This is a genomic window from Thermotoga profunda AZM34c06 (assembly GCF_000828675.1).
In the GTDB taxonomy this organism is placed as follows: domain Bacteria; phylum Thermotogota; class Thermotogae; order Thermotogales; family DSM-5069; genus Pseudothermotoga_B; species Pseudothermotoga_B profunda.
The window spans coordinates 1,340,071-1,363,557 of sequence record NZ_AP014510.1 but is presented as its reverse complement, the minus strand read 5'-3'; the positions used below and the strand labels follow the sequence as shown (position 1 = coordinate 1,363,557).

Below are 23,487 nucleotides of genomic sequence, written 5' to 3'. Positions count from 1 at the left end.
AGTTATTTGTTCAATTAATCTTCTTTTCTACCCTTTTTATATGGCTTATTTTTCTGTGTTTGGTTTTGGTCATCATCGTCAGAAAGTTCCTCAAGTTGGAATCTACCGCTGTTGTCAATATTACTCACCTTTACTCTTAAGATATCGCCTATCTTGATTGATTTGAGATTTCTCACAAGTTTGCTCTGATGTAATAACCCAATCTTTCCTGGTGCAACTTCTACAAAAACACCGAATGGCTCTATGCGGGTTACCTTTCCTTCAAAGATCTCACCGACAACTATTTCCTTCACAATACCATTTATCTGTCTGATTGCAGCATCAACCTTAGTCTGATCATCGCCAATCACACTGACTCTTCCAGTGAGATCATCAACAGATATCTTCACATCGTAATCTTTTATAATGCCCTTTATGACACGCCCACCTGGACCGATTATCTCAGCAACTCTGGATGGATCAACGTTTGTTACCTTGATGACTGGTGCGTATTTAGAAAGATTTTCCCTTGGCTTATCGATTGCCTCATACAGCTTTTCCAAAACATATAATCTTGCTTCTCTTGCTTGGTTCAAGGCTCTTTCGAGAAGATCTCGTGACACACCAGAAACCTTACAATCCATCTGGAATGCAGTAATACCGTCTTTAGTACCGGCAACTTTGAAATCCATATCGCCCCAGTGGTCTTCGGCACCGAGTATATCTGTCAAAACTATCTGAGCATCATTTTCCAGTATAAGACCCATCGCAACACCTGCAACGTGTTTTGACACTGGAACCCCGGCGTCCATGAGTGCGAGTGACCCAGAGCAAACAGTTGCCATGGAAGATGAGCCATTTGATTCGAGTATCTCCGAGACGACCCTCACCGTGTAAGGAAATTCATTCTCATTTGGAAGGATAAACTTCAAAGCCCTTTCAGCCAGATAGCCATGACCGATCTCTCGACGGCTTGGACCTCTCAACGGCTTGACTTCACCCGTTGAAAATGGTGGAAAATTGTAGTGAAGCATAAATCTTTTGGTTCCTTCTTCGAGCAATGAGTCTATGATTTGTTCATCCATTGGTGCACCAAGTGTGACTATTCCAAGACTCTGAGTCTCTCCTCTTGTGAAAAGTGCCGAACCGTGGACTCTTGGAAGTAATCCAATCTCACAACTTATAGGTCTTATCTGTTTTGGATTTCTCAAATCGAGTCTTATCCCTTCTTCAACTATGATTCTTCTCATCTTGTGCTTTAATCTTTCTTCATAAGCGTCTTTGAGAAGAATTGCGAGTTCTTCAATTTTCTCTTCGCCATATTTTTCTTTTAAGCTATTAGAGATTTTATTGTAGTATTCATCCAAAGCCGATCCTCTGGCCTTTTTGCCTTGTGTTAAAAGCCTATTTCTCAGTTCACTCTCATCGATTAGAGATTCGAAATCGCTTAAAACTTCTTCTGGCAGAAGTTTTTTTTCTAAGTTGATTTTTGTGATGTTGAACTCAGATAGTATTTCCTTTTGAAAATCAATTATCTGTTTGATAGCATCGTGTGCTCTGAACAAAACATCCACCATCTGTGATTCACTTACTTCTTTCGCTTCACCTTCCACCATAGTAATGGCATCTTCTGTGCCCGCGACTACTATATCAAGTAGACTCTTTTGCAATTGCTCTTCGGTTGGGAAAAAGACAACTTCACCATCAACAAGTCCGACTCTGACAGCTGCAACGATACCATTAAATGGGATATCAGAGATGTTAAGAGCCAGTGAAGTAGCAAAAACACCCACTATATCAGGTGGATTAATTGCATCTGCGGAAATCACAGTAACAACAACCTGTACCTCATTTCGAAGATCCTTTGGGAACAGGGGTCTAATGGGTCTGTCAATTGTTCTTGCAGACAGAATAGCCATTTCACTTGGTTTACCCTCTCGCTTAATGAATCCACCTGGTATTTTGCCGGCAGCATAAAAGCGCTCTTGAAATTCGACAGTCAGTGGCACAAAGTCGATACCTTCTGTGATAGAATCAGCCATTACAACCGTTGCAAGGACTGTTGTTTCACCTATTCGAGCCATGATGGCACCATTTGCTTGTTTTGCGACTCTTCCATGCTCAACAAAAAATTCCCTTCCAACGATTTCACGTTTCCATGTCTTCAAACAAATCACCTCTACTTCTAAGAAACTAAAAGCGGGCAGATGCCCGCCCTTTTTGTTTTTTAATTTTTTATTTTCTCAGGTTCAGTTTCTCAATTAATGACCTGTATGATTCTGGATTTGCCTTTCTCAAATACTTGAGGAATTTTCTACGCCTGCCAACCATCTTCATCAAGCCACGTCTGGAATGAAAATCTTTTGGATGAACCTTCAAATGTTCTGTTAAATGCTTAATTCTTGCCGTCAAGATGGCTACCTGAACTTCAACTGAACCAGTGTCCTTGTCGTTGATCCTGAACTGCTCAATAATCTGCTGTTTCTCTCTCTGATCCACCAGTTGCACCTCCAAATATTGTAATCCTTCAACCCAGGCAGGGCTTCACCCATGTCCGAGTTGAGGTCTGGAGCGGGCGACGGGGGTCGAACCCGCGGCCCTCAGCTTGGGAAGCTGATGCTCTACCACTGAGCTACGCCCGCACGAAACATTTATACCACATCTACAACAACTCTGAACAAATTACAAAAACATTTAAACACACAGTCCTCTTGATGAAACAATTTCTACTATTCTTTGTGCGTTCGATTCACTCAATATGAAAGTATAAAATTGATAAGCCTGTAAATCTACCTGATCTGTCCTACTCAGATAATAGTTCTTTACCTTTGATTCAAACTGTTCTCTTTCCTGTACTGTCATTTTTGCGACAGCTTGAACTATCTCAAAGATTCTTCGATCTTCAATACAAGCATTGACTATCTCCTGTAGGACATCGTCCATCTGATCAGGACTGTTTTTGTGTTACAAACACCTTGAAGGACATCCCAGTCCTTGTTTCATTGTCAATCAAAGCCTCAATGAAACCGGGAATCATGTAGATATCCTTCCCACCCTCGTTCAGGAATCTTCTCGCTACTGCAATAGCCTTTACTGCTTGGTTAACTGCACCTGCACCGATAGCTTGGATCTCAACCTTGTCCGCCTTTGATAATGCACCCGCAATAGCCCCCGCCACTTTGTTGGGATTCGAACTTGAACTGACCTTCAAAATCTCCATTCTACCAATCCTCCTTGGAGTGAGTGTTGTACAAGAGAATTTTACCATAATTTCATGGTATTTCAACTGCACGTAAATATTTTGCTGCCTCTTCAGGAGGCATAGGATTTATATAAAAACCCGATCCCCACTCAAATCCTGCCACGTTAGTGAGACGAGGGACAATTTCTAAATGCCAATGATAATAATTTTTTCCTTCACCATTGGTTGGTGATGTGTGAAGCATGAAATTGTATGGTGGATTGTCGAGTGCTTTGTATATTCTGTACAATGTATTCTTCAAAATTCGTGCAAAAGATTTAACTTGTTTTTCCGTGATGTCGTTAAAATCATTCATGTGCTTTTTTGGAATGATCCATGTTTCACAGGGGAAACGCGCTGCGAAAGGTTCAAGCGATATAAAATCATCATTTTCTTCAACTACTCTCTCTTGCCTTTGTATCTCTTGATCTATTATGTCGCAAAAGACACATCTTTCTTTGTAGGTGTAGTACTCTTGAGATCCATTCATTTCTTCTTGAACCCTTTTTGGTACTATTGGAATGGCTATGAGTTGACTATGAGGATGTTGCAGAGAAGCTCCTGCATCTCGACCGTGGTTTTTAAAGATGAGAACATATTGAATTTTTTCGTCTTGTGCAATGGTATCATATCTCTGCTTGTAAGCCCAGACGATTTCCTCGACTTGTTTATAATCCATCAGAGCAAGGTGTGTATTGTGATCAGGTGTTTCGATGATGACTTCATGATATCCAAAACCGTCCATTGCATCAAACATACCGACACCGTATCTCTTAGCTTGAAGTTCGGAATTAACAGCACCGAATTTGTTTGGAACCACTCTCACCCACCAACCGGGTGTGTTTGGAGCAGTGTCAGCTGGTCTAAACGCAAGGATTTCCTGAGGTGTTGTGTGTTCGTTTCCATAATCGAATGGGCAGAAAGCTGGTTTTTCTTCTATCTTGGGTCTGACAAAATCATGGGGTCTCTTTGCTCTCTCGGTGGCTATTATGACCCATCTTTTCAGCACAGGATCTTTTCTGAACTCAGGCATTGGCAAATCCTCCTTAGAACTTTCTCTTTTTCAAAGCTTCCTGATAGACTTTCATATACTGCCTCGCAGATTTATCCCAAGAGACATCGGTACTCATGGCATTTTTGACTATTCGCATCCAGTGATCACCTTCGTTTTTGAAGAAATAAACGGCCCTTGCAATTGCTTCCAGAAGATGAGCGGCGTCATATTCTCGAAAACCAAATCCATTTCCTTCTTTAGTTTTTGGATCGTATTCTTTTACAGTATCGGCAAGACCACCTGTGTAACGTACTATGGGTATCGTACCATATCTCAGACTGTACATTTGTCCAAGCCCACATGGTTCATACCTCGATGGCATCAAAAACATATCGCTCGCCGCATATATTTTTTGCGCGAGATCTATATCGAATTTGATGTTACTTGAAACCCTTGTTGGATATTTCTTTTCGAGATTCTTGAAGAATTCTTCATATTTTTTATCGCCTGTTCCAAGAACTACAAATTGCACATCGAACATCATTGTATAGTCCGCAATTTTTTCAACAAGGTCTAATCCTTTTTGGTCGACAAGTCTGTTTATCATACCAATCAAAGCCGTATCTTCCCTAACCTGCAATCCAAGTTCTTTTTGTAGTTCTTTTTTGTTTATTTTCTTATCAGCGACATGCTCAAGATCGTAATTTGCATATATTCTTTTATCAGTTGCCGGATTGTACTCGGCGTAGTCTATACCATTTAATATTCCGTACAAATCCTCGGCTTTGAGTCTCAATACTCCATCGAGTTTTTCACCAAATTGTTCAGTTTGAATTTCTTGTGCATAAGTAGGACTAACCGTTGTGACGATGTCACTGAAAAGAATTCCACCTTTCAAGAAATTCATCTGTCCATAGAACTCAAGTCCATCGATATTGAACAGATAACCTGGTAGTCCAGCAAATTTAATGTATTTTGGATTGAAGATACCCTGATAACCCAAATTGTGTATCGTGAAAACGCTTGCAGTTTTTGAGAAAAACGGGTCCGTTCTGTAGATTGTTCTAAGATAAACTGGTATCAAACCTGTCTGCCAATCATGTGCATGAACCAAGTCAAAGGTTTCCGAAAGGTATTTCATAGCTTCTAAAGAAGCATTGGAAAAGAAGATTGCCTGTTCTGCCAGATCTGGTCCTTCGTAGACATTTTCAGAGGAGAAATAATAATCATTCGCTATAAAGTACACGACGCAATTAGATTCAGGCATTCGAGTCTTATAGAGATCGAATTTTTCCGAGGTCTGCAAATTTGGAACCTGTATGGATTTTGCGACAGATTCTATTCCCAAACCAAGTTTCGAACAATTTTTTTGGACGACTTTATGAAATGGCATAAAAACGGTTACTTTGGCGCCCTGTTTTTCTATGACCCTTGGAAGAGATCCGACGACATCGGCAAGCCCACCAACTTTCGCAAAAGGATAAACTTCATAGGCAACCATTGCGACTTTCATATAACCACTCCTTTTTTCAAAATTATACCATGCTCATTTATTGAAAGATTTTTCAATTTAAGAAAAGGCTCAACACATCTTCTACAGAAAAATTCAGATAACCTTTGCCTTCTCTAACACCAACCGTGACAGAGAATGGAATGGGAACTTGGTAAATCACATGGCAGTTGAAGGTTGTCTTGAGCCGTATATCGTAAACAGTCTTGTCATTGTCGATCTTTACAGAGAAACCCGGCGAGAAGTTCACACTGTCGATTGCCCAAAAACCATCTATAGAGCCAAAATTGACTGAAGGACCCGGGATAATTAGATCAGCCCCATATTGAAAATCTGTGAGTCTCACCTGGCTATAAAATCTGAAAATACTGTCCTTAAACAAAAATGCCTTTGCAAAGCCAACACTGACATTTGGTAAAACATCCGACCAAAGTGCAACGTCAGGGAAAGTCACTTGATGTAACTTGCCTCCTACCTTCCCAAGCGAATATAAAACCCTAACCCGCGGGTTTAAAAACAATGTCTGATCCAGATTCATGCCCAAGATCAAATTGAGTTTTTCATCCATCAGCCTTTTGTTTATGTAGAATGGTATGTCAAGCTCTGTTGAAAGTGTAAAGAGGTTATTTTTTTGATCAAATTGTACAGTTAATGAAGAATCAGATTGTGACTTTATCATGAACTGGGCGATCCAATTCTCCCAAGACCACACACATCCAAAGATCATGTATGTGTCCATCAAATCATCCCAAAATCCCGTGGCAAAACCTGCCCCATAGTCCAGCCTTCCTGAGTCGAATGATAGATATGGAAAGGGCAATACAAATCTCAATTTCATCGAATCATAATAACTTTGTACGTCATTCATCTTTGCAGACTCAAAGGTGGAAAGTTCAAAACCATGAATCTCAAAATTCATTTTAACCTCTGGTTGTGATTGTTGTTTGAAAATACCAAATCCACCTGGAACGACTTTAAATGAGTAAGTCAGGTTGTTTAGAACAATTCCACTGATTGAACCTTCTATATTCATCTTTGAAATCTGTTTGTTGTTGATGTCCAGCAAGTATAAGTCAAATCTACCGGAATAATCTGCGCAGAAGTACAGTTCATTTGAAAGAAGTTTTGGAGATAATTTTGAATATTTATCATTGGTGAGCCTTTTGATCGATCTATCTTTGTCGATCATGAACAGATCTATCTGTCCATCAATTTTTGCGGTAAAAACTATTCTGTCATCAGAAGCTGTTATTTGCAGTGGAACAATTGATTTATCTGGTCCGAAGATTCTCTTTAATCTTCTGTCTCTTAGATCATAAAGATCAATAAATCTTTTACCATCTTCATCTTGCCTAATCATTGCAAGTTCAAAATCATTAATCCACGATAGATCGACAACTTTTTCGATACCAAGATCTTTTACCGTTCCACTGTAAAGATATAACCGAGATACAGTTGAATCTTTTTCTTGAACATATCTTGCCAGTGCTATCATCCTTGTTCTGTTAATAGAGAATGAAACGATGTTGTTCACATCGAAGAGCTTTACATGTTCCTGTGCGAAGGTGTCGTAGTAATAGATTGCCTCCTCACCGTTGTATTTTTCTGCAATGTAATAGATTCTCCAAGCATTGATATCCAGTTTGCTCGCACGTAGTAGTATTTCTGAAATTCTCCCATCCTCTTGTGTTTGCAAAGGTTTTGCGAGCCAATCTTCGAGATCATTTTGTAAATTGGCATTCTTCAAAGCTCTGTAAAAACCAGCCAAGGGATCTTGAGTAAACTTTCTCACCAGCTCCATTACCTTCTCGTGGTCATATTTTCTTTCTATGGAATTCAACAGCGAAAAACCTTGGACATAGGATGGTCCACCGGCAAGCCATCTGCGAGTGTTCAAAGAAGATGCATATCTCAAACCTACGTCACTTTTTTTAGCCTCCTCCATATAATCCGCAAAGAGTCTATCCTTACCACGACCCGAATCTGAAATAAATGTTTCATAATAAACCGCAAGACCCTCATGGAGATAAAAGGGTGTCAAAACAGATTGGATCGCTGCTGGAACTGCGTGACCAAAGAATGATGTGAATGAAATATAGGATGAAAATGAATTTGTAAGGAATAGATGAGTCAATTCATGTGTGAAACAAAAAGTCACCCATTCTTCATAATTAGGAGTGAAAACATAAGGATCGATTTCATTTGGATATATGACGATGACATTGTTCAATGGATTTGCATAACCGTTTGCGATGTCTGTTTTGTCGATCAAGTAGACGATGGGCCTGGGGTCCAAAGTAAAGCCAAATTCCCTTGAAATTCTCTGGTATATTTCATCGGCCTTTTTATAGAGAATCGTGGCGTGTCTTTCTAAATTATCCTGATATGCTATATCTATCCATAAGGTTCTTATCAAATTGAATCTTCCGGAAGCTGAAACTAAAATGGGAATTATGATGAGGAAAAAGGCGATTTTTTTCATCAAGAACACTCCAATTTTTTGAAAATGTAATTCACAACCACTTCGATCGCTTTGTCGTTGTGCCCACCCTTAGGCACTATTATATCTGCTTTTCTCTTTGTGGGTTCAACATACGCGTCGTGCATTGGCTTTACAGTTTGTAGATACTGATCTATAACAGACTCCATTGTCCTTCCTCTTTCACGAACGTCTCTTCTGAGTCTACGAATGAACCTTATATCGCTCTCGGCATCAACATAAACCGATAGTCCATACAATCTGTATATCTGGTCATAATACAAGGCAAAGATCCCTTCCACAATAACCACACTCTTAGGAGGAAAATAAACTGTTTCAGGCTTTCTAACATAAGTTGCAAAATCATATGTTGGGATCTCGACAGGAGTACCTTCTATTAACAATTCAAGGTGGTTTTTCAAAAGCTCATATTCTATCACATCAGGATGATCGTAGTTGATTTTTCTCCTTTCTTCGAACGGAAGATGTCCCATGTCTTTGTAATAATTGTCCATTGGTAGAAGAGCACATCTATCTACACCAACTTTTTGTATAATCTTACGGGCAACCGTTGTCTTACCAGAACCCGTTCCCCCGCCTATGCCAATTAGGAGCAAAAATTCACCTCCTGTGCAAAATAATACCAGATTTTTATTTTTACAATGATTTGATACGGAACTTAACAATAAAGGATATAATATATACGCTTTTGAAAAAGCACGCTCTTTGATCCCAAGCCTCGGTGCCCATAGGGGTCGGCAAGGGAGAAGAGAAGGGCGGAAGATTTAACCAAATCAGGAGGTGTTTTGATGCCGGTTATCACCATGAAACAACTACTCGAAGCTGGAGTCCATTTTGGCCATCGCACAAGAAGATGGAATCCGAAGATGGGCCCTTATATCTATGGGGCAAGGAAAGGTATTTACATCATCGACCTTCAAAAGACTCTGAAACTTGTTGAAGAAGCCTGTGAATTTGTCAGATCAAGAGCCAGCGAAGGAGCAACGATGATCCTTGTCGGTACCAAGAAACAAGCTCAACATGTGGTGAAAGAAGAAGCAGAAAAGTGTGGATGTTTTTATGTTAACAACCGTTGGCTTGGTGGACTTTTGACCAATTTCAAAACGATTAAGCCAAGAATCGACAGACTCATCGAACTTGAGCAGATGGAAGAGAGCGGTGAACTTGCCAAACTTCCCAAAAAAGAACAGAGTAGGTTGAGAAAAGTCCTTGAAAAATTGAGAAAGAACCTCGGTGGTTTGAAAGGTATGGACAGACCTGCCGATATAATCTACGTGATCGATCCAAGAAAAGAAAGAATAGCCGTTGAAGAAGCAAACTCTATGGGTATACCTGTCATAGGCATAGTAGATACAAATTGTGATCCAGAACCTGTTGATTATGTTATACCAGCTAACGATGATGCGATCAGATCAATAAAATTGATCACCTCTAAAATCGCCGAAGCTTACCTCGAAGGAAAAGAAGGCATTTCTTTTGCCGAGGAACCCGCTGAGAAAACCGCCGAACAGCCTGAATCTGAAGATATCACGAAGGAAGAAGATTCGCTCGATATATCAGATCTTTTTGAAGAAGGAGAAATTGAAGAGGAGGAATGAAAACAGGGGGCACAAGCCCCCTGTTTCTATATGAAAGTATTCTTCAAAACATATGGTTGTCAAATGAATATCAACGACACTGAGATCATGTCAGGCATTTTGTTAGAAAATGGATTTGACATAGTCGCTTCTTTGCAAGAAGCCGATGTTGTTATACTCAACACCTGTGTTGTGCGACAAAAATCTCAGGATAAATATCATTCAGAACTCGGTCAACTTCTAAAATTCAAAAAACAAGGTCGATTGAAAATAATAGGCATAGCAGGATGCGGTTCAAATCTCGAAGCCGAAAAACTCTTAGAGTTAGGTGCAGATTTCGTAATCGGTTCAAGATCAATAAATGAAATATCAAACATTCTGAACAGGGCTATACATGGAGAAAAAATAGTTTTTCTTACAGATACAATTTGTTCGGTGAATTCAGACTTGCCAAGATTGAGATCTTCAAAACATCATGCTTGGATAACGATCATTCATGGATGTAATAGATTCTGTACCTATTGTGTCGTTCCTTATACAAGAGGACGAGAAAAAAGTAGACCCATGGATGATATATTGCGTGAAGTGAAGAAACTCATACAAGATGGTGTGAAAGAGATAACCTTTCTTGGTCAAAACGTAGATGCTTATGGAAAAGATCTAAAAGATGGTACAAATTTAGCGAGATTGATAGAACAAGCCAGTGAATTTGAGAACATAAAAAGGATCTGGTTTTTAACCTCTTACCCCACAGACATCACCGACGAACTCATAGAGACTATTGCAAAAAATCCAAAGGCAGCGAAATCATTTCATATACCTGTTCAATCTGGTAGTAATCGCATCTTGAAGCTAATGAATCGCAGATATACCAAAGAACAATACCTCGATTTAGTGAAGAAAATTCGAGACAAAATCAAAGATGTTTCCATCAGTAGTGACATAATAGTCGGTTTTCCAACGGAAACCTTAGAAGATCACAATGAAACAGTTGAGTTCGTTAAAAACATCGAATTCGAGCGCCTGAACCTCGCCGTGTATTCACCCCGCGACGGTACTGTTGCAAGCAAATATTTCAAAGACGACGTAGATAGAAAAGAGAAAACAAGAAGACTCAACGAATTACTCGAACTTCAAAAACAGATAAATAAGAGATTGAATGAAAAATATCTCAATCAGTGCGTTGAAGTCATTGTCGAAGGTAATACAAAAGATGGTCTTTATTACGGTAGAGATATCAGAAACAAGATAGTCATCTTTTCGGGGCAAAATCTTTCCTTAGGAGATGCAGTTTTTGTGAAAATCTCTCGGACTACGGCAGGGCCGTTGTATGGAGAAATGCAAAAAAAATGCGGGCTTTAAAGCCCGCCAAAGCCGTGGGGGGTGTATCTCAAGGGGGATAGGGGGGTTTCTCTTCACTTTCCAACTAAATTGTAATGGTTTCAAGTTACAAATACTATCAATTTAAGTTCCTATGTGAAAACGTTTGTGTTAACAAGCTACTAAGACCAAAATTGTCTAATTTTCTTTCCTGTTTTTATAGACAGATCATAGTACGAACCAGTTCAAAAACATGATAGGTGATTCATTCTCAAATATTCTTTTCCATCTTTTTGACAAAATTATTCAGAACATCTTCGAGATCTGGTTTTCCTATTTCTTGCAGCTCATATTTTACGCGCACCGCTGGTTTGTTCAAATTCATGACTCTTCTGAGATCTATCGGAGTTCCTATAATGACAAGTTCGGCGTCTGATGAGTTTATCGTTTTTTCAAGTTCTTTGATTTGTTTTTCACCGTATCCCATTGCTGGAAGGATCAAATCTAAATGGTTGTATTTTTTGTATGTCTCCACAATTGATCCAACTGCAAATGGCCTTGGGTCTATGATTTGAGATGCTCCAAATTTCTTTGCTGCAACAAAGCCGGCACCGTATTTCATCTCACCATGCGTTAGAGTGGGACCATCCTCAACTACGAGTACTCTTTTACCTTTGATTTTTGAATAATCTTCCACAAATATTGGCGAACTTGCATCTATTACAATTGCATTGGGATTCCATTTTTCGATATTTTTTCTAACCGTTTCTATTCCTTGTGGATCTGCTGTTTCTTCTTTGTTTATCACCACAACGTCTGCCATCAAAAGATTAGTCATTCCAGGATAGTATGTGACTTCATGTCCAGGTCTGTGTGGGTCTGTAACGACAATCATGAGATCTGGTTTGTAGAATGGAAAATCGTTGTTTCCACCATCCCAGAGAATCACATCTGGATCTTCTGCCTCAGCGCTTCTCAGAATTGCCTCATAATCTACGCCGGCATAGATAACCGATCTTCTATCTATATGTGGTTCGTATTCTTCTCTCTCTTCTATCGTGCATTTATACTTATCCAGATCTTCGTATGTAGCAAATCTTTGCACTTTTTGCTCAACAAGATTTCCATAAGGCATTGGGTGTCTTATAGACACAACTTTCAATCCTTTTGATCTGAGTATATCAAGAACCCTTCGTGTAGTCTGACTCTTCCCACAGCCTGTCCTTATAGCACAAACTGCGACAACGGGTTTTTTAGATTTAATCATTGTATGCCTTGGTCCCATGAGTTTGAAGTCTGCACCAGCAGAGGTCACTACAGCTGCCTTTTCCATGACATATTGATGTGGTAGGTCGCTATAGGCAAGTACCACTTCATCTACATCATGTTTTTTGATGAGCTCGACTAATTTTGATTCAGATTCAATTGGTATTCCCTTTGGATAGAGTTTTCCAGCCAGTTCTGGTGGGTATACTCTACCCTCGATATCTGGTATCTGAGTAGCTGTAAATGCTACAACTTCGTAATCTTCGTTGTCTCTGAAATATGTGTTGAAATTGTGAAAATCTCTTCCTGCTGCGCCCATGATGATAACCTTTCTCCGCACGCTGTTCACCTCCAAATATTTTTGAACTCCTATGGTAGTATATCAATTTAAACAGTTCCTGTCATCTCCAAAAAGTATGCTTATCTGGTTCTGGAAACAGACGAAAACCAATACAATACTCAGTTATACGAGTATGCTCACGTATGCTTGAGTATGCTCATCAAAACATTTCGGATTAAAATAATAGTCATGATATTAATACAACAAAGACATTTTTGATATAATCAAAGAAATAGATAGGGGAGGTTTCTATGAAGGGCTTCACAGTGATTGAATTAGTAGTAGTTTTGATACTGATTTTCATAGTAACTGGGATATCGGTTTTTATCTATAACCAGATAACGAGAAATTCTGAAATTTTGATTCAAAAGACAAATGTTCAAGAACAACTCGCCAAAATAGATTCTACTCTTCGCAGGGAGATTCTAAAAGCTGGTCCGACAGTGGATGGTCTGAGTGTCCAGAGTAATTTGGTGACCTTCGTAGCAACGGTCCCATTCTCCAAGGGTGTTTACGGAGTCTATGGATCGGCAGCCAAATTACTTTACTCTTTAAACTTTTCAAATGGTGTTTTAGTTCTGAATATACAAGAAATTGGTGGATCCTACAGTAAATCCATGCAAATTGGTCAATTAGATGAGTGCGCCTTTTCGAGTCCTGATACAGGGATAATATCATACACACTCGGCAAGAGTATTGGCACTAAGAGTTACAAACTGCATTCTTGCGTTGTACTTTCTAACATCAAGTGAGGTGGTGATCAATGAGAAAAGGATATGTTTTGATATACACCCTCATCATAATCGCTGCAATATCGATTTTGTCAATAGCTCTTCTCACGAATACAACGGCTTATGTTCGAAACAATGCGCTTGAAATAGAGAAAAATAATGCGTATTTGTCTTCGCAGAAACTCCTTCAGCTCTCTCTTGCATATATAAAACCATACTTCAGTGGTACCAGTGGCATAACTCTTAGTTGGACTTCTGCGAATGTGAATCAGAACATAGAATGGTGGAATAGATTCAAAAATTACATGATTTCTCAATCAGATGGGGATTATTGGCAAAATTTCTTCAACAGAATCAATGAACAACGATATTTTGATCTATCAACACTCAGTGGATTTACTGAGGACTCATCTGATATTTCTGGTTCTTCTATAGTTCTACCGATTGCGGCTTCATATCAAGCCAACGGCAGACCATATTCTGCCTTCCTGGTAAGTAGAGCAATTAGTGGCAAAATAGAAGCCTACTCTGTAGCAGTTGTTGCCGTGGATTTTTTGAACAAATATGCGTATTTCACAGAAAAAGAGACAAGACCTGGTGGGCAGACTATCTATTTCATATCTAAGGAAGTTATAGATGGTCCCATGAGATCCAACGATATTATTCACATCAGCGGAAATCCAAGATTTAAATCAACCGTCGAAGTTAAAGGTGTTGATATACAATCAGGGAATCCTATTTTTGATGACCCGTTTTCTCCTAAAATCTTGACACAGCAAGATATAGAGTCTTATAGAATGTCGATGATCGCGAGTAACTATTCAAGTGATTTAAATGCATTGGTTAAAAATCCAGTAGATTTTGTCAACAGCACCATTGAAAGTGGTATAAACTTGAACCTTCGCACTATCATAAGGGATGGTAAAAGGCTCACACCAGTGAGACTTATCGTTGAATTCAAGAGCGCTCAGGGTCAAGGAAATGACCAATTCATGAAGGTTTATGTTGAATATCAGGATAAATCTGACAATAAAGTAAAGACAGATTCTCTTTTCACGTTAAAACCAAGACCAAGTGAAGATGGTTATCATATGGTCATACATGGTCAAGATGCTCGAGAGTGGCTTGGATTACAAGGTAGTGGCAATGACGAAACAAGAAATGTTAACTTCAATGGTGTACTCAAATCCAATCTCACAATCGCGCTGAGGAACCATACAAATAGTGACAAACCAATGTATGTAGATGGAAAATACACGATATATTCAGAACAAGATGTCGAAATATATGACCACATAGTTTATGAAGATTTCAGAGATCTTTTTCCACATAACCGCATCGACAACATCGTGGTTAATCAAGAACTTGTAGAACAGATGAGAAATACCGAGCGTTCAGATTTTTTGAACATAGTTGCCAACAACTCAGTGATTATAAAGGATAAACAGAGAAACATGAAAATCAATGCGAGTATATATGCCTTTAACGGGAGTTTTGAGGTCCAAAACTACGATGAAGGATCCCCGAACGGTCAACTCACAATCTTTGGATCTTTGATGCAAAACTATCGAGGACCAGTGGGAACATTCAGTGGTGATACTACAGTCTCAGGTTACTATAAGAATTACATATATGACAACAAGATACTCGAAGGAATAAGTATTATTAGTGGTACACCCGCTAAAAAGGGTGAAATACTCGTTCTGACACTCAGAGGTGTTTATTGATGAAAGGAATTTTGCTGACAGAGGCGATTATAAGTCTATTATTGGTGTCAATTCTTTTGGTCTTTGGGTTTGAAAGTATTACTCTGTCCTTAGCACAGACCGATAAGATAGAAGCTCAGATCGAAGTTACTTCACTGCTGAATTTTGTATATGGATATCTCTCAAAATATGAAATTAAGCATAATGTTTCCAACATAACTGCCGCGTCTATCAACAATCTTTATTGGAATGGAAATGTACAGTATCCAAAAGTGTCTTCTTTGAGTTTTCAAGATCTTTCAAAAACGATTTCTTCAAATCAAAAAATTAAATATAGAAAGGCATACATCGTAGTAGAACAAAAACCAGGAAAAACAATTGAATTTGTTTTTATCTTTGGTTTATAAATTTGACTCCATTTACTTGATTCCTCTCATATGAACCTTCCCCTTGACCAGTTGGTCAAGATGTGCTATACTGTAATTGACCAGTTGGTCAAGGAGGTATGAAAAGATGTCGGTCATAAAAGCAGAGAACTTAACCAAGTACTATGGCAAACACAGGGGCATAATCGATGTGAGTTTCGAGGTCAATGAAGGTGAGATCTTTGGTTTCATAGGTCCCAACGGTGCAGGGAAATCCACCACTATAAGGATAATCCTTGGCTTGATCTTCCCGGATTCTGGTTATGCGAGTGTATTTGGCAGAGACTGTATCACAGATGGTCATAATATAAGGGCCCAGATAGGCTATGTCCCAGGTGAGGTGAATTACTATTCTGATATAACGGTTGAAGAGCTTTTGAATTATTCTGCGACTTTTTATAAGAAAGTTGATAAAACTTATATAGATGAACTGTGTCAGAGATTTGAATTGGATAAAAGAAAGAAATTTCGCGAACTTTCAACGGGTAATAAGAAAAAAGTTGCCATAGTTCAATCACTTTTGCACAAACCAAAACTGCTCATTTGTGATGAACCGACAAATGGACTTGATCCTATAATGCAAAACAGGTTATTTGAACTTTTCGAAGATCTGAGAAGACAGGGTACTACGATCTTCTTTTCGTCTCACATATTAAATGAAGTTCAAAGACTTTGTGACAGATTCGCGATGATAAAAGACGGCAGAATAATCAAAATCGAGAGTATAGAAAAGTTAAGAAGAAAGAACTACAAAGTAGTTAGAGTTCAGACATCGCAAAGAGAAAAAATAGAGAGACTTTCAAATCTTACGGATATCACAGTTGAAGATTCAATTGTCAAGTTTGAGTACATTGGAGAAATAAACCAACTAATAAAGGAACTATCGAATATTCAAATAGATAATATCTGGATAGAGGATCCATCCATTGAGGACTTCTTCATGTCATTTTACAAGGAGGTGGGGAAATGAACATTTATTTGTGGGATATAAAGAGAAACCTCAAATCTGTGGTGATCTGGACTGTGGTGTTGATTGCAATACTTTTCATGTATGGTGCCTTTTATCCTTCGATGGCAAAAGATGCCGAACTACTTTCCAAGGTAATGAAACTGATGCCAAAGGCATTTTTGAGGATCTTTGGACTGGAAAATTTTGACTTTACCAATATTCTGAACTATCTTGCGACTATCTCAAGTATCTTTGTAACCTTATTTGGAAGCATCTTTGCTTCATTACTTGCGATAAAAATGATTGCAAAGGAAGAAAGCGATAGAACAGCGGAGTTTCTGCTTTCAAAACCCATCAAGAGATCCAAAATCCTCTGGCAAAAAATCCTCATATTGTTATCATCTGTACTGTTTTTAGATGCCACTCTGTGTCTTTTTTCTTTGATGATAATGGAATATTTTGGGTCTGGAACTTTTGATCACAAAAAATTCTTGGTTTTCTGGTTTTCCCAGTTTATTCTGCACATTAGCATAGCAGATCTTGTTTTTTGTGTGACCACTTGCCTTAAAAGGCAAGATAACTCGATCTCTCTGGCTATAGGTATCGTTTTTGTTCTGTACATTCTCTCGATGGTCAGTAAACTCACAGATCAAGCGAGATTCTTGGGTTATTTCACGCCGTTTTATTATTCAGATGGCATCAAAGTTGTGAAAGAAGGTTTTATTGAACCGATCTTCTTGCTTTTATATCTTCTGATAAACAGCGCTGCTATACTGATATCTTTTTTGATTTATTCAAAGAAGGATATATATTTGTGAGAGGGTGAATCTATGATAGCCGTGACTGATCGTATTTTAGAAGCTGCTATAGAAGAATTTGCGCAGAAGGGTTATCAAGCGGCTTCCACAAATACAATTACTAAAAGCGCAAATGTTGCTAAAGGTCTTTTATTCCACTATTTTAAGAACAAAGAAAGCCTTTATATTTCTTGCTACAAGCGTGTGTTGAATTGGACGCAAGGTGAATTTGAAAAGTTTGCCGAGAGATCGAAAGATTATGATTTTTTTGAGTTTCTCAAGGAGTGGAGTTTGAGAAAAATCTCGCTGGCCACAGAAAAACCTATTTATGCAAAATTTCTTTTATCGGTATCAACCCTGCCAGAAAGGCTCCAAAAAACTGTTATGATTATGATTAAAGAAAGCTTCTCGAATTCAATTCATATTTTGTATGAGAAGATAAAAACTGTGAAATTGCGTGAAAATATCGATTATGAAGACGCTATAGTCTTTGTAAAAGCGGTTTTTGATGGTCTTGGTGAACTCTACCTTAATCAATATGTCGACAAAACTCAACAGATACTTGAAAATTTTGATGAAATCAAGATCCAAACAGATAAAATAATCGACATGTTGAAATTTGGCATTACTGAGAGATGAAGCTCATTCTTTTGAAATCTTTTCTTTGTATATGGTGACAAGATAGAGAATCTGACCAGAAAGCTGCAATACAGCAGTTATCTGACCATTTGTAATGCGGATTCTTTCATTGTATTGCATTGTAGCCTGAGACTCTTTGGACTCAAGAAGATCTACAAGTTCCTTTATTTGAACACCACGTTCCATCATTCTGTGAAAGGCATGTGGTGTTAACAAAAGATCTTTTTCAAGTAAAGAGACGTGAATTATCATCTTGATTTCTCCCACTGAAAATATCCCAATACAAAACCTGGCGAGTTCCTTTCTCTTTGCTCGATATTGTAATGGTTCATATTCTCTGCTGACTTGGTGGTTGAGTTTTAATTATTGCATTGCACCATAGCTTTACTTGTTTCTGCTCCAAAGTTTCTTCTCAAATTCTTTGAGGTCATTATTCCCCATGCAAAAGTTACAGCTTCTGCCACTATGTTTCCACACAACATACCCCACCATACACCTTTTAGTCCCAAATTCAAGACAAAAACGAACAACCATGAAAAGAAAATGTGCAAAACCACTGTTCTGAGAATTGAAACTGCAAGACTTTTAATTCCATGGCCTATACCTTGAAACATCGCAGAAGTGAACATTCCAAATGGAACTGTCGGGATGAAAAAACTCAGAACCTTTAAAGCTTTGACAAGATCATCAAAGAGAACACTCGCACTTTCTGAATAAGTAAATATGAAAGCTATTTTTGAGGCAAAAAGGAAAATAAGTGCCATCGTACAAAGACCTATGGTAAGACCAAATTTTATGGCGAAAAGGTACGCACTTTCCAGTTTTTTTGCATTTCTTTCACCATAGGCTGCACCAGTTACAGAAGTCACAGCATTTGCTATACCCATCAAAGGTATAGTACCAAAGTTTATGATTCTCCAAGCGCTTGTGAAAATAGCAACACCTACGTCTCCACCAGCCACTATGATGAATCTGTTGAGTATAAAGTTAGAAGTGGACATAATTATCTGGCCAAGAGATGTGGGTATTCCTACTCTCAATATATCGGCTATTATCTTTTTGCCTTCTTGTAGGTGCTTGAAACTAATCGAGACATAGGTATTTCTTTTGAAAAACAACCAATTTGCCATCAAGAGTGTTGAGGCAGCTATTGAGATAACAGTTGCGTAAGCCGCACCATCGATACCCCAACCAAAGGTGTAAATGAACAGAGGATCTAAGAATATATTTAGAACTGCCCCTAAGGTTATTGCATGCATCGATCTTTTTGTGTCTCCTTCACCTCTGAGTATTCCATTGACCACGTTGTTAAACATTAGGAGTGTTATTCCAATGAGTATTATTCGTGAATATCTCATCGCAAGCTCAAGTGTTTTGCCAGTTGCACCTGTTAATTTGAGAATAGAGCCAAGGATAGGAAACGCTCCTATAGTCACAAGAACTCCAAAAATAAGAGCAAGGGTAATAGAATAAGTGGCAGCCGAATCAGCCTGTTGTTTATTTTTTTCTCCTATCTTTCGGGATATGACAGAACTTGCTCCAACTCCAATTCCACCCGAAAAAGCCAGTATGATCATGAAGATGGGAAAGAATAACCCGATTCCCGCGAGTGCTTCTGGGCCAAGTCCAGCCACCCAAATACTATCGACAAGATTGTACAGAGCCTGAACGATCAAAGCAACCATCATTGGCAGAGACAATTTCACAATAGCTTTCTTAGGATCAGATCGAAGAAGCGAAACGCCTTTTGTGTCTTTTTCCATAAAAACACACCCCACTCATACAATCCAAAAATTTGTTTTATTTATTGTTCACCACGGTTTGGCACGACACATATGAAATGGGCGAATTTATCACCAACATTTGTAAACTGATGTTCCTCATCAGGTTCTACGAAAACAAAAGCGCCCTTTTCAACTACTATCTCACCATTCTTTGACTTAACCTTTATTTTTCCATCCACAACAAAGACCTCATGTTCCCAACCATGAGAATGGTATGGTGTACTTGCACCTGGTTTGAGTGTGAAAAGTCTCATTGCAAAATTTGGAGAATTGTCTTTTGGACCTATCAAAACTCGTTTTAGGACCTTTCCGTCGAAAAAACTCTCTGGTTGAACTTCTTTGTAGCTACCGATCTTCAAAATGAACACCTCCTTTATTATTCTATGCCTTTCAACCATGTATTTTGGATCGTCAACACAATTGACACAGTCAATTTATTTTTGATCCATTTTCAAATCCCAAAACCTTACTTTTGAGTTAACGAGAATGATTAAAAATAAAGATGATGATTAAAAACGAGCAAAATGGTATATCTGGGTCCAATAAAATACTCACTATAAAACTTTTCAAACCATATTTTGCCAATCTCTCTGATTATTTTCGATAATCTCTTTTTTTCTTTAAAATCTGTGGTTTGACTTAGATTAACGATAACGTTATCGTTGAAGTAGACCACAAACGATTTTTTTAAGTAAAAAATCAAAGTGGTCAATGAGATTTCAAGGGGAGGTTGAAACCATGAAAAAAGTACTCTTGATCATCAGCATCTTGGCTCTTTTAGCTGTCATTGCTCAGGCAAAAACAACGATAACTGTCTGGACATTTTTCAGTGGCGGTGAAGGATTCATAGTAACTGATCTTATCAAAAAATTCAACGCTGAAAATCCAGATATCGAAGTTGTTGAGCAAATAATTGAATGGGGAGAACTTTACAACAAATTGACTACAGCAGTGGTCGCAGGAGATCCACCTGATGTTTCTGTCATGCATCTCGCAATGATACCAGATTTTGCTTCAAGAGGAGCCTTGACAGCTATTGACAGTTATGTGTCTAAGGATATTCTGCCTGATTATGTGCCTGAGATTATCTCAAAAGCACATTATAATGGTAAACTCTACGCAATTCCGATCGATACACACCCTCTTGTCCTTTACTACAATAAGAAACTTCTAAAAAAAGCAGGGTTGGTTGACCAAAATGGTGAAGCTCTTGTCCCAAAGACTTGGGATGAGCTTATTAACTATGCGAAAACAGCCAAAACCAAACTTGGTCTGGATGTAGGTATCTCTGCAGAAAATGGACCAATGACTGGCGAAAGACTTTTCATAGCTTACTACACACAACTTGGCGGTGAATTCTATGACGCAAAAACAAATACAATTAAACTTGACCTTGAAAAAGCGAAAAAAACCTATGAGTTCATTAAGAGTCTCTTTGATTCGGGTATCATGAAATCAATGGATTACAATACTGGTGAATCACTGTTCCAAAACGATCAGTCTCCATTCCATCTGAATGGCGTTTGGGCAATGGCGGTCTATCCAACACTCAATTTGGAATTCGGTGTTACAAGTGTGCCTGCTCTCCCTGGTAGCAAACCTTACACATGGGCAGATAGCCACACATGGGTACTTCCGAAACATCCAAAAGACGATCTGAATAAAATCAAAGCCGCTGTGAAATTCATAGAATGGTTTGCAAGAAATTCTGCAGAATGGGCAAAAGCGGGGCATTTACCAGTTCTCAACAGTGTTTTGAGGTCTGATGCATTCTTGAAATTGCCCATGAGAGCAGATTACGCGCAGGTTGCAAATTTTGTTGTACCTGCACCGAGTATGAAAGGATGGGTAGAAATCAGACAGAAGATGTGGGAGATAAATCAATCCGTTATCCTTGGTCAAATGACACCTGAACAAGGCGCGAAGGAACTACAACAGGCAATCAAAAATGTTTTATCAGAGTGACATATAATTCAAAAGAAGGGGGTTATCCCCCTTCTTTATCCTTCGTACGGAGGGATTTCATGACTGTTTATAACAAGAAAAAACACACATTACTGGCTTATTTATTTTTTCTACCATTTGGTGTTTTGTTGATTATCTTCAAATTGATACCCTTTGTAAATTCAGTCAGGATGGTGTTCTACAAATGGGATATTTTGGGTACCCCTCAATTCATAGGTTTTGCTAATTTCACACGTATGTTCTCTGACAAGGTTTTTCTATCATCATTGTGGCACACCTTTTATTTTGTCATCTTGACAGTTCCACCAATCATGATCCTGTCTTTTTTGGTCGCCGTACTTGCAAATAGCAAGATGCATGCAGGGGGATTCATGAGATCGGCTTTTTATCTCCCATACACTTTGACGATTTCAGTTGTTTGTCTAACATGGGCATTGCTTTACAATCCATATTTTGGACTGATCTCGAAGGCTACAAAGTCCATTGGTTTGAAGACCATCAATTGGCTTGTCGACCCAACTTGGGCTATGCCAGCCGTCGCTATCACTACAGTTTGGTGGACGATGGGTTTTTGTGTTGTTCTATATATTGCGGGGTTGCAACAGATACCGACTTCTTATTATGAAGCGGCAGAACTTGATGGTGCAAGTGGTTTTAAGAAAATGATCTTTATAACAATACCACTTCTGAAAAGGGTACATGTTCTTGTCATCGTGACTCAAATCATTGCCTCACTTCAAATCTTTGGACAAGTTTACATTATGACAGCGGGAGGACCAGCTGGAAAGACTCGAACAGTTATGCAATATATCTATGAACAGGGTTTTAGATACTTCAAAATGGGTTACGCTCAAAGTATGGCATTTATCATGTTCCTCATAATGCTTGTTTTTTCATACCTACAACTGCGTTTGATGATTTCCTCTTCAAAAGAGGAGTTGATATAGATGAGATTAAAAAAATACCTTTTGACAACTCTGGCAATTGTATTGTCTATTATTTACTTGATTCCCCTTATCTGGATGGTTTTAGCGTCTTTTCAATCGCAGAAAGATATCCTTGCTGGAAAATGGATACCGTCCAAATGGTCGGCTGATAATTACAGAACGATACTCCAAAGGGCAAAGATAGGCACTTGGTTCATAAACAGTTTAATCTCTTCTTCGGTAGGAACAGTTGGCATCATCGTAATTTGTACGCTTGCGGCGTATGTAGTGAGTCGAATGAATTTTCCGGGGAGAAGGTTATTGTACATTTTGTCTTTGACTGGTTTTATGATACCAAGTCAGGCAATTGCCATCCCACTATATTTGATGATCAGAAAAGTCGGTCTTGTGAATAATCTATTTGGAATAATAATACCAGCTTTACCTTCCTCAATGGCAGTTTTCATACTCTCACAGTTCATGAAAGCCATACCAGCTGACTATGAAGAGGCTGCGAGATTAGATGGTGCAGGTGAGTTAGATATAATGTTCAAAATCATTTTGCCAATGTCGATACCTTCTATCATAACGGTAGCTGTGCTCCATTTTACCTGGATATGGAATGACTTTTTTTGGCCCCTGATCGTTATGACGAATGAAAAGATGTACACCCTACCAGTTGGATTAGTGGCACTGGCTGGTTCGGATGTCAACATACGGTATGGTCCAATAATGGCAGCAAACGTGATGGCATCTTTACCAGTTATAGTAGTTTATCTTTTCATGCAAAGGTATCTAACGCGCGGGGTAATCCTGAGTCTGAGATGAAAGGAGCGCA

Annotated in this window: 23 protein-coding genes and 1 tRNA gene; 11 read left to right on the top strand and 13 right to left on the bottom strand. The window is 38.7% G+C overall.

From position 1 onward, the window contains the following. Nucleotides 1-14 precede the first annotated feature (14 nt). From TSP02S_RS06590 to udk, 9 genes are all read right to left on the bottom strand, one after another. Complete coding sequence (locus TSP02S_RS06590) at nucleotides 15-2,147, bottom strand: polyribonucleotide nucleotidyltransferase (RefSeq protein WP_041082844.1); 2,133 nt, start codon at nucleotides 2,145-2,147, stop codon at nucleotides 15-17. Nucleotides 2,148-2,214: 67 nt separating this feature from the next. Continuing rightward, a complete protein-coding gene (gene rpsO / locus TSP02S_RS06585; protein WP_041082842.1) occupies nucleotides 2,215-2,478 on the bottom strand; it encodes a 30S ribosomal protein S15 in 264 nt (87 codons plus the stop codon). Nucleotides 2,479-2,546: 68 nt separating this feature from the next. Continuing rightward, nucleotides 2,547-2,621, bottom strand: a tRNA-Gly gene (locus TSP02S_RS06580). Between the two features lie 52 nt (nucleotides 2,622-2,673). Then, complete coding sequence (locus TSP02S_RS06575; RefSeq protein ID WP_041082840.1) at nucleotides 2,674-2,922, bottom strand: hypothetical protein; 249 nt, start codon at nucleotides 2,920-2,922, stop codon at nucleotides 2,674-2,676. Nucleotides 2,923-2,926: 4 nt separating this feature from the next. Then, on the bottom strand, nucleotides 2,927-3,199 hold the full coding sequence (locus TSP02S_RS06570; RefSeq protein WP_041082839.1) for a stage V sporulation protein S: 273 nt from the start codon (nucleotides 3,197-3,199) through the stop codon (nucleotides 2,927-2,929). A gap of 52 nt (nucleotides 3,200-3,251) precedes the next feature. Continuing rightward, nucleotides 3,252-4,253 carry a galactose-1-phosphate uridylyltransferase gene (galT, locus tag TSP02S_RS06565; RefSeq protein WP_041082838.1) on the bottom strand — a complete coding sequence of 334 codons (1,002 nt, stop codon included), beginning with the start codon at nucleotides 4,251-4,253 and terminating at the stop codon, nucleotides 3,252-3,254. A gap of 13 nt (nucleotides 4,254-4,266) precedes the next feature. Further along, nucleotides 4,267-5,727 (bottom strand): glycogen synthase, encoded by a 1,461-nt coding sequence (locus TSP02S_RS06560; RefSeq protein WP_041082835.1) that lies wholly within the window; start codon nucleotides 5,725-5,727, stop codon nucleotides 4,267-4,269. A 52-nt stretch (nucleotides 5,728-5,779) separates the two neighbouring features. Next, complete coding sequence (locus TSP02S_RS06555; RefSeq protein ID WP_041082832.1) at nucleotides 5,780-8,206, bottom strand: TolB family protein; 2,427 nt, start codon at nucleotides 8,204-8,206, stop codon at nucleotides 5,780-5,782. Next, on the bottom strand, nucleotides 8,206-8,820 hold the full coding sequence (udk, locus tag TSP02S_RS06550) for a uridine kinase (RefSeq protein WP_041082829.1): 615 nt from the start codon (nucleotides 8,818-8,820) through the stop codon (nucleotides 8,206-8,208). Before udk ends, TSP02S_RS06555 begins: the two co-directional genes overlap by 1 nt. A 192-nt stretch (nucleotides 8,821-9,012) precedes the next feature. On the opposite strand from udk, the gene rpsB reads away from it, so the two are divergent. Together rpsB and miaB are read left to right on the top strand one after the other, a co-directional pair. Then, nucleotides 9,013-9,822, top strand: a complete 810-nt coding sequence (rpsB, locus tag TSP02S_RS06545; RefSeq protein ID WP_041082827.1) for a 30S ribosomal protein S2 — start codon at nucleotides 9,013-9,015, stop codon at nucleotides 9,820-9,822. A gap of 30 nt (nucleotides 9,823-9,852) precedes the next feature. Beyond that, on the top strand, nucleotides 9,853-11,163 hold the full coding sequence (gene miaB, locus TSP02S_RS06540; protein WP_041082826.1) for a tRNA (N6-isopentenyl adenosine(37)-C2)-methylthiotransferase MiaB: 1,311 nt from the start codon (nucleotides 9,853-9,855) through the stop codon (nucleotides 11,161-11,163). Between the two features lie 229 nt (nucleotides 11,164-11,392). Here the strand turns inward: miaB and TSP02S_RS06535 are convergent, their stop codons facing one another. Then, complete coding sequence (locus TSP02S_RS06535; protein WP_232503673.1) at nucleotides 11,393-12,727, bottom strand: cyclic 2,3-diphosphoglycerate synthase; 1,335 nt, start codon at nucleotides 12,725-12,727, stop codon at nucleotides 11,393-11,395. A 251-nt stretch (nucleotides 12,728-12,978) separates the two neighbouring features. Here TSP02S_RS06535 and TSP02S_RS06530 point away from each other — a divergent pair, with 251 nt between their 5' ends. The 6 genes from TSP02S_RS06530 to TSP02S_RS06505 all read left to right on the top strand — a co-directional run bounded on the left by TSP02S_RS06530 (nucleotide 12,979) and on the right by TSP02S_RS06505 (nucleotide 17,974). Beyond that, on the top strand, nucleotides 12,979-13,479 hold the full coding sequence (locus tag TSP02S_RS06530; RefSeq protein WP_041082823.1) for a PulJ/GspJ family protein: 501 nt from the start codon (nucleotides 12,979-12,981) through the stop codon (nucleotides 13,477-13,479). Nucleotides 13,480-13,490: 11 nt separating this feature from the next. Further along, complete coding sequence (locus TSP02S_RS06525) at nucleotides 13,491-15,185, top strand: hypothetical protein (protein WP_041082821.1); 1,695 nt, start codon at nucleotides 13,491-13,493, stop codon at nucleotides 15,183-15,185. Then, on the top strand, nucleotides 15,185-15,571 hold the full coding sequence (locus tag TSP02S_RS06520) for a hypothetical protein (protein WP_041082819.1): 387 nt from the start codon (nucleotides 15,185-15,187) through the stop codon (nucleotides 15,569-15,571). Before TSP02S_RS06525 ends, TSP02S_RS06520 begins: the two co-directional genes overlap by 1 nt. Nucleotides 15,572-15,677: 106 nt before the next feature. Further along, nucleotides 15,678-16,559, top strand: a complete 882-nt coding sequence (locus TSP02S_RS06515) for an ABC transporter ATP-binding protein (RefSeq protein WP_041082817.1) — start codon at nucleotides 15,678-15,680, stop codon at nucleotides 16,557-16,559. After that, on the top strand, nucleotides 16,556-17,356 hold the full coding sequence (locus TSP02S_RS06510; RefSeq protein ID WP_041082814.1) for an ABC transporter permease subunit: 801 nt from the start codon (nucleotides 16,556-16,558) through the stop codon (nucleotides 17,354-17,356). The genes TSP02S_RS06515 and TSP02S_RS06510 overlap by 4 nt, the downstream gene beginning before the upstream one ends. 12 nt (nucleotides 17,357-17,368) lie before the next feature. After that, entirely contained in the window at nucleotides 17,369-17,974 is a 606-nt protein-coding gene (locus TSP02S_RS06505; protein ID WP_052465362.1) for a TetR/AcrR family transcriptional regulator, read from the top strand. A gap of 3 nt (nucleotides 17,975-17,977) precedes the next feature. Here TSP02S_RS06505 and TSP02S_RS06500 read toward each other — a convergent pair whose 3' ends face one another. The 3 genes from TSP02S_RS06500 to TSP02S_RS06490 all read right to left on the bottom strand — a co-directional run bounded on the left by TSP02S_RS06500 (nucleotide 17,978) and on the right by TSP02S_RS06490 (nucleotide 20,126). After that, the gene (locus TSP02S_RS06500; protein ID WP_144380740.1) at nucleotides 17,978-18,226 is read right to left on the bottom strand and encodes a hypothetical protein; all 249 of its coding nucleotides are present in this window, start codon (nucleotides 18,224-18,226) and stop codon (nucleotides 17,978-17,980) included. 107 nt (nucleotides 18,227-18,333) lie between these two features. Continuing rightward, nucleotides 18,334-19,737, bottom strand: coding sequence for an MATE family efflux transporter (locus tag TSP02S_RS06495; RefSeq protein ID WP_052465361.1), 1,404 nt, complete (start codon nucleotides 19,735-19,737; stop codon nucleotides 18,334-18,336). Between the two features lie 41 nt (nucleotides 19,738-19,778). Further along, nucleotides 19,779-20,126, bottom strand: coding sequence for a cupin domain-containing protein (locus TSP02S_RS06490; RefSeq protein WP_232503800.1), 348 nt, complete (start codon nucleotides 20,124-20,126; stop codon nucleotides 19,779-19,781). Nucleotides 20,127-20,496: 370 nt separating this feature from the next. Between TSP02S_RS06490 and TSP02S_RS06485 the strand changes: the two genes are divergently transcribed. From TSP02S_RS06485 to TSP02S_RS06475, 3 genes are read left to right on the top strand one after another with little or no spacing between them, the layout of a single operon-like run. Then, entirely contained in the window at nucleotides 20,497-21,723 is a 1,227-nt protein-coding gene (locus TSP02S_RS06485) for an ABC transporter substrate-binding protein (protein WP_041082808.1), read from the top strand. 59 nt (nucleotides 21,724-21,782) lie between these two features. Next, the gene (locus tag TSP02S_RS06480) at nucleotides 21,783-22,670 is read left to right on the top strand and encodes a carbohydrate ABC transporter permease (RefSeq protein WP_052465358.1); all 888 of its coding nucleotides are present in this window, start codon (nucleotides 21,783-21,785) and stop codon (nucleotides 22,668-22,670) included. Next, on the top strand, nucleotides 22,671-23,477 hold the full coding sequence (locus tag TSP02S_RS06475) for a carbohydrate ABC transporter permease (RefSeq protein ID WP_041082806.1): 807 nt from the start codon (nucleotides 22,671-22,673) through the stop codon (nucleotides 23,475-23,477). Nucleotides 23,478-23,487: the final 10 nt, after the last annotated feature.